Consider the following 11,900-nt stretch of genomic DNA (forward strand, 5'->3'; position numbering starts at 1 on the left):
ATGAGCGCCGACTTCGAAGCCATCGTTAAGCTGTGTCGCCTTGCACTCCGTCGAGAGCTGCAGGGGGCGACGCTGCGCGTTTGGCTTCTGAATAGCGTGGAGGTTGATGGCCTTGTGACCGCGGCGCAGGCCTTTCGTCAGCCTGAAATCTTCTTGGCTGGGCAGCAGCAACATCGGTCGTTGTCAGCGATAGAAGAAGGGGCCGAGATCGAACTCAAGTTCGATGGGCTTTCGTCGAATTCGAAAGTGTTCAGTGAAAGCCTTCAGACTCTTGTCGCCAGTCAACAGGGACTTTTCCTGTACAACGCTCCTCCTGAGTACTTCCTTCTCGAAGAAGACTATGCTACGGGCGATGAGGTCATCCCCCCCCTAGTTGGCGCTTACCAGCGGGTGCCACGCCTTTTCGAGCTGGTCAGGAGCGTTGCAGACGTAGTGCTGGCAGACGGGACGAGCAGCCCGACTTTTGTGATCTTAGCAGGCAAGCGGATGGACATTTCCGCTGCGTATAGCTTCGATGCTCTGGATGACATGCCAAGTGGCGACGCTATAGACGCGGTCTCGGTGGAGCTTCAGAGCCAGCCGTACTCCGATGCGAAGAAAGCTATCTACAAGAAAGTTCTTCTTAGGCAGCTCGAAGCTACACCGCAGAGCAAGCGATTCTCTGAGCTCGCAACCCGATTCGACGCGATACGTGAAGCATTCGCTTCCGATTTTGATCTCTACACAACGGAGTTCAACTTCGCCAAGGTTCGTGACGAGCTAGAACAGAAGCGCCTTTCTTTCATGCTCCAGCTGAATGCTTCGACGACTGACCTTATGGGAAAGATGCTGGCGATTCCGGTGGGACAAGGACTGATAGTCAGTCAGCTAAAGAACGACCCCTCTGCCGTGATCAGCAACATAGCTCTACTCATTGGCTCGCTCGTTTTCGCAGCATTTGCGGGGTTGTTAATTGCCAATCAGCAGCACTCGTTAAGGCAAATTAAGCACGAAATTGATATTGAGTCGAATACGCTAAAGGAACGGTTTCCTCTGTTGCATGACCGCGTGTCTGGCATGTTGTCCGCGCTTCGTTCCCGCGCCAAGCTGCACACGTATGCTTTTCCCATTGTCGTCAGCCTTCTGGCTGCGTTGACCACAGCGTACAGCGTCTTTGCTTTTATGAAGGTGCCGCCAATGACAGCGCCAGTTACGACCGCTCCGGCACCCAGGTCGATTCCGGCAGCGCCGCCTGCACACCCCCCGTTACCGCCGGCCTCTGCGGCGCCGCAAAAGGCCATTCCCCCGGCTTATACGGGTGCCAAGCCATAACCGCACTCCCAATGTCCGCAGTCGCCCTAGAGAAAATCAAAGCCGCATCGGAATTGGCGTGGATAGCAAACGCGTTCGCGGAGGGCGCCATTCGGTTGGTGGAGACCCGGGAAAATGAGCCTCTAAAGGACTATTACGCGTCTAGGGTGCCGATGTTCCTTTCTCACCACGCGATTGAACTCACGCTTAAGGCAGCTATCTTGGCGACGGGCGTCGAACCACCCAAGACCCATAGTCTCAAAGTCTTGACGGAGCTGTGCTCAACGGTCTGCCCGATCGTCTCGATTCAGATCCCCGAATTCCTATCATTTGGCCTGACGTTCGAAGATGACCTTTTCGGGTCGCAGTTCGCTAGGAAATTCTTCAGCGAGCTCAACCTGCACTTCAGGTATCCCACTAGCGAGGCAATGGAGAGCCACATCGAGATGGCTATGACGCGGGAAGACTTCTTAGGCCAACTCCAGACATCCAGGCGTCAGCTGTTTCAGGTGTTAGTTCCTTTGTTCCGGAACTCGAACGACTTTCGCGCCAACAGATTTTGATTAGTGGCGTCAGGTGCAAATTCGTTAAGACGCCCAATCGCTAGGCATCCATGACCGTCCGCTTCGGATCGAGAGCAGACAGACCAACAGCATTACTTGGCACCGTATCATTCGGCTCCGTCTGAATCCTCGAATCGCTCCCATGCCCTCCCTCCGCCCCTTCCTCGACAAATCCCCCACCCTAGGCCAACGCGTCTACATCGACCCCGCCTGCACCATCATCGGCGACGTGGTGCTGGGCGATGACGTGTCGGTGTGGCCGGGCACGGTGATCCGGGGCGATGTGAACCATGTACGCATCGGGGCGCGCACCAATGTGCAGGACGGCACCATCATCCATGTCAGCCACGAAAGCCCGTACAACAAGGGCGGCTACCCCACGCTGATCGGCGAGGGCGTGACCGTTGGGCATGGCTGCATCATCCATGCGTGCAGCATTGGCGATTACTGCCTGATCGGCATGGGCGCGTGCGTGCTGGATGGCGCGGTGATCGAGGACGAGGCGTTCATCGGCGCCGGGGCGGTGGTGGGGCCGGGCAAGCGGGTGGCGCGCGGCGAGTTGTGGGTGGGCAACCCGGCGCGGCCGGTGCGCACGTTGAGTGCGAAGGACATCGAAGGGCTGCGCTATTCGGCGGACCACTACGTGCGGTTGAAGGACCAGTACCTGGGGATGGCGGGCTGAAGGAGCCTGCGGGGCAAGCCCCGCAGCTACAGGGCATCGGCGGCGCTGGCCGTTGCCCGCAGAGCGGGCTTGGCCCACACTGCCGGCCTCGGGCGTGGGGACGCCCTTTTTCCAGGGAAAGGAATATTTCATGTCGATCAGAACCATGGCGCTGGCCCTGCTGGCCGGTGCAACGCTGCTCTGCGCCGCTGCGCCGGCCGCCCACGCACAGGATGAGCAGGACGCTCCGGACCCGGCGGCGTTCGTGCAGTCGCTGCATTTCCGCTCCGGCACCATCGAAGTGCCCGCGGCCAAGGCGCGCTTCAACCTGGGCCCGGAGTTCCAGTACCTGGACCAGGCCGATGCGCGGCGCGTGCTGGAAGACCTGTGGGGCAACCCGCCCGACGCCGACGTACTGGGGCTGGTGGTGCCGCGTTCGCCCAGCCTGGCCGATGACGACAGCTGGGCGGTGGTGGTGACCTACTCGGACGACGGCTACGTGTCCGACGAGGACGCGTCGAAGATGAATTACGCCAAGCTGCTGCGCGAAATGCAGGAGCAGACCGAAGCGGCCAACCCGGAGCGCGAGAAGGCCGGCTACGGCACGCTGCAGCTGGTGGGCTGGGCGGTGCCGCCGCGCTACGACGCCGGCAACAACAAGCTGTACTGGGCCAAGGAGCTGGCGTTCAACGGCCAGCCCAACCACGTGCTCAATTACGACATCCGCGTGCTGGGCCGCCACGGCTACCTGAGCCTCAATGCGGTGTCGGGCATGGGCGAGCTGGGGCTGGTGCGCGCCGGCATGGAGAAGCTGCTGCCGATGGCCGAGTTCGAGCCGGGCGCGCGCTATGCCGACCACAACCCCAAGACCGACAAGATCGCCGCCTACGGCGTGGCCACGCTGATCGGCGGCGGGCTGGCGGCCAAGGCCGGGCTGTTCGCCAAGCTGGGCCTGGTTTTCGCCAAGTTCTGGAAGCTGCTGCTGATCGGCGCCATCGCGCTGGGCGGGGTGGCGCGCAAGTTCTTCGGCGAGCGCAACAAGGGCACGGTGCGCTGACCTGCGCACGCCGCCACGGTGCCCGGCGCAGGCTGGGCATCGGCGGCGGCGGCGGGTAAAGTCAGCCGCTGACAGGACGCCACCGAGACACGCATGCCCGCGGCAGCCGCCCGGTTTGGATACCGGGTTTGCGACAACCCACGCCCCTGCGCGCGACCGGCGGCGCCCGGCCGTTGAGCACCGCGCCGCCCATGCTCGATACCTACCGCGAGGTGATCACGCCCGAAGGCGTGCCGCTGCAGTTGCCGGCGGCCGGCCCGGTGCCGCGCGCGCTGGCGTGGCTGATCGACCTGATGGTGCGGTTTGGCGTGCTGGGGTTGATGAGCCCGCTGCTGATGGCGCTGGGCGGGCTGGGACAGGGCCTGTACCTGGGGCTGATGTTCCTGCTGTTCTGGGGCTACCCCATCGTGCTGGAGGTGTGGTTCGGGCAGACCCTGGGCAAGCGCGCGCTGGGCCTGCGGGTGGTGGCGCGCGACGGCGCGCCGCTGGGCTGGGTGCCGGCGATCGTGCGCAACCTGCTGCGCACCGTGGACATGCTGCCGTTCGGCTACGCGCTGGGCCTGCTGGCCTGCCTGTGGGATCCGCACGGGCGGCGGCTGGGTGACCTGGTGGCCGGCAGCCTGGTGGTGCACGTGCCGGCGCCGGCACCGGTGCCACCGGCGCGCATCGACAGCGTGCTGGCGCCGCCGCTGCCGCTGCAACCGGCCGAGCAGCAGGCGGTGATCGCCTTTGCCGACCGCGCACCGGCACTGTCCGGCCCGCGCCAGAACGAGCTCGCCGACATCGCCAGCGGCCTGAGCGGGGCACGCGGGCAGACCGGCGTGCTGCGCCTGTATGCGATGGCCAACTGGCTGCTGGGGCGGCGATGAGGCAGGAACAGTTCGTCACCCGCCACGAACACGAATGGCGCCAGTTCGAGGACTGGCTGCAGCAGCGCGGCGGCAGTGCGCGCAAGGCGCGCAACACGCCGGCGCCGGACCTGCCCGGCGACGAGACCATTCCCGAACGCTACCGGCGCCTGTGCCAGCAGCTGGCGCTGGCGCGCCGCCGCGGCTACAGCCCGCAGCTGGTCGAACGCCTGCAGCAGCTGATGCAGCGTGGCCACAACCTGCTGTACCGCGCGCCGCCGCCGCGCTGGCAGCGCGCGCTCGAATTCCTGTTCGCCGGGTTCCCACAGCTGGTGCGCAGCCAGGCCGCGGCCATGTGGGTGGCGTGCGCGCTGTTCGTGCTGCCGCTGGTGGGCGTGTTCGTGCTGCTGCAGTACAAGCCGGAACTGGTGCACCTGCTGCTGGACCCGCAGCAGATCGCGCACATGGAGAAGTCGTACGACCCGTCCGCCGAGCACCTGGGCCGCACCCGCGACAGCGGCACCGACTGGGCGATGTTCGGCCACTACATCATGAACAACATCAGCATCGGCCTGCGCACCTTCGCCAGCGGGCTGCTGGCCGGCGTCGGCACGGTGCTGGTGCTGCTGTACAACGGGCTGGCCATCGGCGCGGTCGCCGGCCACCTGCAGCACATGGGCTACGGCGACCCGTTCTGGCGTTTCGTCGCCGGGCACGCGCCGCTGGAGCTGACCGCCATTGTCATTGCCGGTGGCGCCGGCCTGCAGCTGGGGCTGCGGCTGGTCGCGCCGGGCCGCAAGCGGCGCATCGACGCGCTGGTGGAAGGCGGGGTGATCGGCGCGCGGCTGTGCCTGGGGGTGGCGTTCATGCTGCTGCTGGCGGCGTTCGTCGAGGCGTTCTGGTCGTCCATCGCCACGGTGCCGGCGTGGGGCAAGTTCACCGTCTCCGGCGTGCTGTGGGCGCTGGTGTTCGGCTGGCTGTGGCGCGGCGGCCACGGGGGGCGCGATGCGCATTGACCAGCTCGACGTGGTGCTGCGCGCCCGCTCGCAGTGGGAGGCGATGGAGCTGGGCACCGCGCTGGTGCGGCGCCATGCCGCGGCCATCTGGACGCCGTGGCTGCTGCTCACCGTGCCGGTGTTCGCGCTGCTCAACCTGGGCGGGTGGTGGCTGGATGCCTTCTGGCTGCCGGCGTTGCTGCTGTGGTGGCTGAAGCCGGTGTTTGAGCGCATCCCGCTGTACGTCATCTCGCGCGGCGCGTTCGGCGCGGTGCCCGGCACCGCCGACACGCTGCGCGCGCAGTGGCACTGGGGGGTGCGCGCGCTGCCCGGTTACCTGCTGTGGCGGCGGCTGGGCCCGGCACGCGCGCTGCTGATGCCGGTGGACCTGCTCGAAGGCGGCGACGCCGCGCAGCGGCGGCTGCGCCGGCGCGTGCTGGGCGGCGCGGCCTATGGCCATGCCGCGCTGCTGACGCTGGTGTGCTGGCATTTCGAAGTGATGCTGCAGGTGGCCGGCATCGCGCTGGTGTTCCTGTTCGTACCGCTGGATTCCCTGCCCGAGTCGCTGCGCGTGGCGGTGTCGCTGATCGGCAGCGACACCCCGGCGTGGGTGTGGCTGGGCTTCAACCTGCTGGCATGGGCGGCGATGACGCTGATCGGCCCGTTCTACAGCGGCGCCGGCTTCGGCCTGTACCTCAACCGCCGCACCCAGCTGGAAGCCTGGGACGTGGAAATCGCCTTCCGCCGCCTGCGCGCACGGCTGGCGCAGGCGGCGCCGCTGGTGCTGGTAATGGTGATGGGGCTGGCCATGCTGCCGCTGGCGGCGCCGGTGCATGCCCAGGATGCCGCCGCTCAGGCCCCGGCGGCACACGACAACCACAAGGCGGGTGGGTCGCAGGCCACGGCCGCCGCCACGCCCGCGGGCGTGTTCGGCGCCGCACCGGCCGATACCGCCGGTTTCCGCCAGGCGGCCGCACGCGCCTATGACGACCCGCAGCTGGGCGCCCGGCATACCGTCTGCCGCTGGGAGCGCCGCGACGCGGAGGTGGAGAAGCCGGACCGCGACTGGAATTTCCCGGGGGGCTCGCTGTTCGCCGCGGCGGCCAGGCTGCTGGCGCTGCTCAGCGAAGCCGCCTTGTGGATCCTGGTCGGTGCGCTGTTACTGGCGCTGGCGCTGACCGCGCGCTGGTGGCTGCCGTGGCTGCGGGGCAGCGGGCGCCGCCGCCGGCGCGGGGCCGAATCGGAGGTCACCGCGCACGCGCTGCAGCTGCCCGACACCTTGCCGCCGGACATCCTCGCCAGCGCGCGCCGCCTGTGGCAGGACGGCAGGCCGCGGCATGCGCTGGCGCTGCTGTACCGCGCCAGCCTGGACGAACTGGCGCAGCGCGCCGACATCGTGCTGCCGCCGGGCAGCACCGAGGCACAGTGCCTGCGCGCATCCAGGCGCATGCCGCAGGACGCGGACCGGCGCCTGTTCGCGCGCATGGTGCGCACCTGGCAGTACGCCGCCTATGCCGGCCGGCTGCCGTCGGATGCCGAATTCCAGGCCCTGCTTGACGACCTGCGCCAGCAGTACGGGTGGGCCGCATGAGCGCACGCGTGCGCAATGCGCTGATCGCCCTGGCGGTGCTGCTGCTGGCCGCGCTGGCGGTGACGTGGTTCCTGCGCACCCACCAGCGTACATGCGAACCGGCCACGCTGCCGGCCTACGGCGAGCCCACCTTCAACCCGCTGTTCGCGCTGCGCGAAGCGCTGCGCCGCGACGGCGTGGACGCCGACACCCGGCGCACGCTCGACCTGGCCGGCATGCAGCTGCAGCCGCGCGACACCGTGCTGCTGCTGGACGACCCGCGCCAGCTCACGCCCGCGCAGGTGGCGCAGCTGGTGGACTGGGTGGAGTACGGCGGCCACCTGCTGCTGCGCATGCCCGCGGCCGACGAGGCGCTGGATGGCGAGCAGACGCTGCTTGGCCGTTTCGGCATCGCACCGGGCAAGGTGGCGCCGCGCTGCCAGCCCTGGCATGTGCCGGGGCAGGAACAACACCAGGAATTCTGCGCCGGCCCGCGCTTCACCGTGGGCGAGCACGCCCGCGTCGAACGCCGCTGGGGCGATGCCACCGACACCACCCTGGCCTACGCACGGCTGCGCTACGGCAGCGGCCGGGTGGACGTGCTGGCCGACATGGATTTCCTGCGCAACGGCCAGGGCGAACAGGACACCGGCCTGCGCGACCTGCCGCACCGCGACCTGGCGCGGCTGGTGCTGGCGCCCAACTACGGCAAGGGCCGCATGCACCTGGTCTACGCCGCCGAAGCGCCGTCGCTGTGGCGTACCGCGCTGCAACGCGGCTGGCCGATCTGGCTGCCGCTGCTGCTGGCGCTGCTGGCGTGGCTGTGGATGCGCGCCCAGCGCTTCGGCCCGCTGCAGCCATCGCCGCGGCAGGAGCGCCGCTCGCTGTTGGAACACGTGCGCGCCAGCGGCGAACACCTGCACCGCTACGGCAAGGCGCCGCTGCTGTACGACGCGGTGCGCCAGTCGTTCCTGGCGCGCCTGCGGCGGCGCGCGCCGCTGGCCGCCGCGCTTGCCGGCGACGCCCAGCTGCAGGCCATCGCCGACCACCTGCGCTGGCCCACCGAACGGGTGCGGCTGGCGCTGCAACTGCCCCCGTCACGCGACGACGCCGCGCTGCGCGAACGCATCGCCCTGCTCATCCAGATGAGAAACCAGCTATGACCGACCTGCCCGCTCCGCCCGCCCTGCCCGGCGATGCCCCGACCCCGGCGCCCGCCCCTGGCAACGTCGAACTGATCGAACGCGTCGAACGCCTGCGCGACGCCGTCGGCCAGGCTTTCATTGGCCAGGCCGAGGTGCTGGACCAGATTCTGGTGGCGCTGCTGGCCGGCGGCCACGTGCTGATCGAAGGCGTGCCCGGCCTCGGCAAGACCCTGCTGGTGCGCGCGCTGGCGCAGGCGCTGGAGCTGGACTACGCGCGCGTGCAGTTCACCCCCGACCTGATGCCCAGCGACGTCAGTGGCCACGCGGTGTACGACCCCAAGACCGAGAGCTTCAAGATCCGCCGCGGCCCGGTGTTCACCCACCTGCTGCTGGCCGACGAGATCAACCGCGCCCCGGCCAAGACCCAGTCGGCGCTGCTGGAGGTGATGCAGGAAGGCCAGGTCACCATCGAGGGCCGCGCGTTCCCGCTCAACCCGCCGTTCCTGACCCTGGCCACGCAGAACCCGGTGGAGCAGGAAGGCACCTACCCGCTGCCGGAAGCGCAGCTGGACCGGTTCCTGCTCAAGGTGCTGATCGACTACCCGCAGCTGGAAGACGAGAAGCGCATGGTCGCGGCGATCACCGCCGGCCGCAGCGCCAGCGACTTCGACCTGTCGCAGGTGCCGCGGGTGATGAACGGCGCCGACGTGGTGGCCCTGCAGCAGGCGGTGGCGGCGATCACCGTGGACCCGCAGGTGATCGACTACGCGGTGCGGATCGTCGCCGCTACCCGCAAATGGCCGGGCATCGCGCTGGGTGCCGGCCCGCGTGGCAGCCTGGCGCTGGTACGCGCGGCGCGCGCGCAGGCGGTGCTGGCCGGGCGCGATTTCGTCACCCCCGACGACGTGCGCGAGATCGCCAGGCCGGCGCTGCGGCACCGTATCGCGCTGGCGCCGGAGCTGCAGATCGAAGGCCAGTCGGCGGACGATGCGCTGACCGCGTTGCTGGCCAAGGTGGAGGCACCGCGCAAATGAGCCCGCGTGGCGGCCAGGCGGCTTCGGTTCGCGCTTCTTCGCACGTGGTGCGAGGGGTGGGGTTGGGGTGGGCCGCTGTTGCCGTCATTGCGCTGCATGCGCCCGTTGCGGCGGCTGCACCGGCAGGAATTGCTGTTGCTGTTGCTGTTGCTGTTGCTGTTGCGGTTGCGGTTGCGGTTGCGGTTGCGGTTGCCCGTGATTTTGCTTTCCGGCTTTTGACCCACACCGCCGTAGAGCAGGCCGAGCACCGCAGCGGGCCGAGGGGCGAAGAGGCGCACGTGTCTGAGCGAAGCGAGTTGTGCGCCGTCCCCTCGGCACGCGAGGAGCGCAGGGGACCGATGCGGCGTAGCCGCGTCGGATCGCGTCCGGCGCGTGTTTCTTTTGGCTATCTTTTCTTTGCACGAGCAAAGAAAAGTAGCTCGCGCCCCAAAGGGGAGCGAAAGCCTTTGCTCTTGCCTGTGCCGTTGCCTGGGCTTTCCAGAAAGCAACAGCCAAAGCAGCCGCTTGAAAGCAGAGCTTTCACTCCTGCTTCGCAGGAGCGAGCCACCTTTCTTTGCTCGTGCAAAGAAACGTGGCCCAAAGAAAGCACGCCCTGCGTGCTACGCACTCCGGGTCCACTCCGCCGGCGGGATTTTTCTACGCGACATCCCTGTCGCGTAGAAAAACGACGCACATCCATGTGCGTCGCCCTTCGGGTTTTTCCCGCCGGCTCCGTCGCTGCGGAAGGGGACCCGAAAATCAAAAACAGGCGGCAACAGCAAAGTCACAGGCAACCGCAACCGCAACCGCAACCGCAACCGCAACCGCAACCGCAAAGGATTCTGTGCTTTCGCACTCGTCCGCAGGCATCGCATCCGGCATGAGGGCCACCGCATGAGGCCCGCACCGCTGTTGATCGCACTGCTCACCCTGTGGGGCCTGCTCGGCATCCCCGTTGCCCTGCGCCTGCTGCCCGTCGAAATCTGGACGGCAACCGCCTGCGCGATCGCCCTGCCCGCCCTGGCCGACGCGCTGTGGCTGTGGCGCCGCCCCACGCCCACGGTGCGGCGCGAGCTGCCCGAAACCCTGGCGCTGGGCGTGGAGCGCGAGACCTGGCTGCAGCTGGACGCTGCCGTCCGGCAGCGGGTGGACGTGTTCGACCTGGTGCCCGGCGGCTGGGCGCTGCGTGGCCTGCCACGCACGCTGCGCCTCGCGCGCGCCAGCGAGTCGCGCTTCAGTTACCACTTCACGCCCGGCGCGCGCGGCTCCTTCGTCTTTGACGGCGTGCAGTTGCGCCTGCACTCGCCGCTGCGGCTGTGGCGGCAATCGCGCGTCGCCGGGCCGGTGCAGAACGTGCGGGTCTACCCGAACTTCGTGCCGCTCACCCGGCTGGCGCTGCTCAGCGCGGAGATGGCCTCGCGCCTGGTCGGCGCGCACCTGAAGCGGCGCCGTGGCGAAGGCACGGATTTCCACCAGATGCGCGAGTACCGGGTCGGCGACAGCCTGCGCCAGATCGACTGGAAGGCCACGTCGCGCGCGCGCAAGCTGATCTCGCGCGAGTACCAGGACGAGAAGAACCAGCAGCTGGTGATGATGATCGATACCGGCCGGCGGATGCTGGCCGACGAGGGCGGGCTGTCGCATTTCGACCACGTGCTCAACGCGTCGCTGGTGGTGTCCTACCTGGCCCTGCGCCAGGGCGACGGCGTGGGCCTGTTCGCCAGTGGCGGCGAAAGCCGCTGGGTGGCGCCGCAGCGCGGGCTGGGCGCGATCGACACGCTGCTGCGCGCCAGTTTCGACCTGCAGCCGCAGCCGGTGGCCACCGACTACCTGGCCGCCGCCACCGGGCTGTCGCTGCGGCAGTCGCGGCGCTGCCTGGTGATGCTGGTGACCAACGTGCGCGACGAGGACATCGAGGACCTGCTGGCCGCCGTGCGCCTGCTGCAGAAGCGCCACCTGGTGTGCGTGGCCAGCCTGCGCGAGCGTGAGCTGGACGATGCCCTGGCGCGCGGCGCCGATACCCTGCCCGACGCGGTGCAGGCCGGCGCCATCGCGCGCTACCTGCAGCAGCGCGCCGCCGCGCACGAGGCGCTGCGCAGCCACCGGGTGATGGTGCTGGACGTCACCGCCGAGGAGCTGCCCGGCGCGCTGGTGGAACGCTACCTGGCGGTCAAGCGCGACGGCCTGCTGTAAGCGCGCGCGGGCAGCGCTGGCAGGTCCTGGTGGACCCGCCAGCCGCGGCAATCACTCGTGGATCGTGTAGGAGCCGAGCTTGCACAGGTCCTGGGTGTCTTCGGTGATGTCCAGCCCCGAATCCTCGTCGAACTCGAAACGCATGTCGTACACGCACTGGCTGCGGCCATCGGCGATGGTGACCCGGACCGACTCGCCGGGGCCCAGGACATCGGAGCCGAGCACGTCTTCTTCCCAGTCGTCCACGCCGGCCGGCGAGGTATGGAAGTAGGTCATCACCGCCGAGGTGCCGTTCTTCAGGGTGAAGACCAGGTCCTGGGCGTGGGCCGCCGGCGCAAACGCGAGGGCCGCCAGCAGCGCGCCGGCGAAAAGCTTCTTGTCGAACATCAGGGTTCCTTCATGCAGAGAGGGATGGGTGCCCTGGCACGCGGCGCCGTTCTCCCCAACGGCACCGGTGTATTCATGAATTGGCAGCTGGATTTGAGCTTCGCGGGGACGCGAAGTCAATCAATATATTTTTCGTGGATCCGCGTTTTTCATGAGGTTTTCCGCAGCTGGAATACGG

11 protein-coding genes are annotated in these 11,900 nt (G+C 68.1%); 10 read left to right on the plus strand and 1 reads right to left on the minus strand.

Annotated elements, in window-relative coordinates; translation table 11 throughout:
* The 10 genes from AC06E6_RS11845 to AC06E6_RS11890 all read left to right on the plus strand — a co-directional run bounded on the left by AC06E6_RS11845 (position 1) and on the right by AC06E6_RS11890 (position 11,335).
* Positions 1–1,311: a hypothetical protein gene (locus AC06E6_RS11845; protein ID WP_478061454.1), complete on the plus strand. Its 1,311-nt coding sequence runs from the start codon at positions 1–3 to the stop codon at positions 1,309–1,311.
* 11 nt (positions 1,312–1,322) lie between these two features.
* The gene (locus AC06E6_RS11850; protein ID WP_478061456.1) at positions 1,323–1,853 is read left to right on the plus strand and encodes a HEPN domain-containing protein; all 531 of its coding nucleotides are present in this window, start codon (positions 1,323–1,325) and stop codon (positions 1,851–1,853) included.
* A gap of 142 nt (positions 1,854–1,995) precedes the next feature.
* Positions 1,996–2,535 (plus strand): gamma carbonic anhydrase family protein, encoded by a 540-nt coding sequence (locus tag AC06E6_RS11855; protein ID WP_313249642.1) that lies wholly within the window; start codon positions 1,996–1,998, stop codon positions 2,533–2,535.
* A 130-nt stretch (positions 2,536–2,665) separates the two neighbouring features.
* Positions 2,666–3,571 carry a DUF2167 domain-containing protein gene (locus tag AC06E6_RS11860; RefSeq protein WP_478061458.1) on the plus strand — a complete coding sequence of 302 codons (906 nt, stop codon included), beginning with the start codon at positions 2,666–2,668 and terminating at the stop codon, positions 3,569–3,571.
* 191 nt (positions 3,572–3,762) lie between these two features.
* Positions 3,763–4,440 carry an RDD family protein gene (locus tag AC06E6_RS11865; protein ID WP_104940069.1) on the plus strand — a complete coding sequence of 226 codons (678 nt, stop codon included), beginning with the start codon at positions 3,763–3,765 and terminating at the stop codon, positions 4,438–4,440.
* On the plus strand, positions 4,437–5,435 hold the full coding sequence (locus tag AC06E6_RS11870; protein WP_478061459.1) for a stage II sporulation protein M: 999 nt from the start codon (positions 4,437–4,439) through the stop codon (positions 5,433–5,435). Before AC06E6_RS11865 ends, AC06E6_RS11870 begins: the two co-directional genes overlap by 4 nt.
* Positions 5,425–7,005 (plus strand): DUF4129 domain-containing protein, encoded by a 1,581-nt coding sequence (locus AC06E6_RS11875; RefSeq protein ID WP_478061461.1) that lies wholly within the window; start codon positions 5,425–5,427, stop codon positions 7,003–7,005. The genes AC06E6_RS11870 and AC06E6_RS11875 overlap by 11 nt, the downstream gene beginning before the upstream one ends.
* Positions 7,002–8,147, plus strand: a complete 1,146-nt coding sequence (locus AC06E6_RS11880) for a DUF4350 domain-containing protein (protein ID WP_478061462.1) — start codon at positions 7,002–7,004, stop codon at positions 8,145–8,147. The genes AC06E6_RS11875 and AC06E6_RS11880 overlap by 4 nt, the downstream gene beginning before the upstream one ends.
* A complete protein-coding gene (locus AC06E6_RS11885) occupies positions 8,144–9,163 on the plus strand; it encodes an AAA family ATPase (protein ID WP_478061464.1) in 1,020 nt (339 codons plus the stop codon). The genes AC06E6_RS11880 and AC06E6_RS11885 overlap by 4 nt, the downstream gene beginning before the upstream one ends.
* Before the next feature lie 873 nt (positions 9,164–10,036).
* Entirely contained in the window at positions 10,037–11,335 is a 1,299-nt protein-coding gene (locus tag AC06E6_RS11890; protein ID WP_478061465.1) for a DUF58 domain-containing protein, read from the plus strand.
* Between the two features lie 51 nt (positions 11,336–11,386).
* Here the strand turns inward: AC06E6_RS11890 and AC06E6_RS11895 are convergent, their stop codons facing one another.
* The gene (locus AC06E6_RS11895; protein WP_293761193.1) at positions 11,387–11,722 is read right to left on the minus strand and encodes a hypothetical protein; all 336 of its coding nucleotides are present in this window, start codon (positions 11,720–11,722) and stop codon (positions 11,387–11,389) included.
* Positions 11,723–11,900 lie beyond the last annotated feature (178 nt).

It is taken from the genome of Stenotrophomonas sp. Steno-Z10-HUANG (assembly GCF_056393075.1).

Coding starts and splice junctions, on each gene's coding strand:
- AC06E6_RS11845 (WP_478061454.1), top strand. CDS start 1: ATGAGCGCCGACTTCGAAGCCATCGTTAAGCTGTGTCGCCTTGCACTC.
- AC06E6_RS11850 (WP_478061456.1), top strand. CDS start 1,323: ATGTCCGCAGTCGCCCTAGAGAAAATCAAAGCCGCATCGGAATTGGCG.
- AC06E6_RS11855 (WP_313249642.1), top strand. CDS start 1,996: ATGCCCTCCCTCCGCCCCTTCCTCGACAAATCCCCCACCCTAGGCCAA.
- AC06E6_RS11860 (WP_478061458.1), top strand. CDS start 2,666: ATGTCGATCAGAACCATGGCGCTGGCCCTGCTGGCCGGTGCAACGCTG.
- AC06E6_RS11865 (WP_104940069.1), top strand. CDS start 3,763: ATGCTCGATACCTACCGCGAGGTGATCACGCCCGAAGGCGTGCCGCTG.
- AC06E6_RS11870 (WP_478061459.1), top strand. CDS start 4,437: ATGAGGCAGGAACAGTTCGTCACCCGCCACGAACACGAATGGCGCCAG.
- AC06E6_RS11875 (WP_478061461.1), top strand. CDS start 5,425: ATGCGCATTGACCAGCTCGACGTGGTGCTGCGCGCCCGCTCGCAGTGG.
- AC06E6_RS11880 (WP_478061462.1), top strand. CDS start 7,002: ATGAGCGCACGCGTGCGCAATGCGCTGATCGCCCTGGCGGTGCTGCTG.
- AC06E6_RS11885 (WP_478061464.1), top strand. CDS start 8,144: ATGACCGACCTGCCCGCTCCGCCCGCCCTGCCCGGCGATGCCCCGACC.
- AC06E6_RS11890 (WP_478061465.1), top strand. CDS start 10,037: ATGAGGCCCGCACCGCTGTTGATCGCACTGCTCACCCTGTGGGGCCTG.
- AC06E6_RS11895 (WP_293761193.1), bottom strand. CDS start 11,722: ATGTTCGACAAGAAGCTTTTCGCCGGCGCGCTGCTGGCGGCCCTCGCG.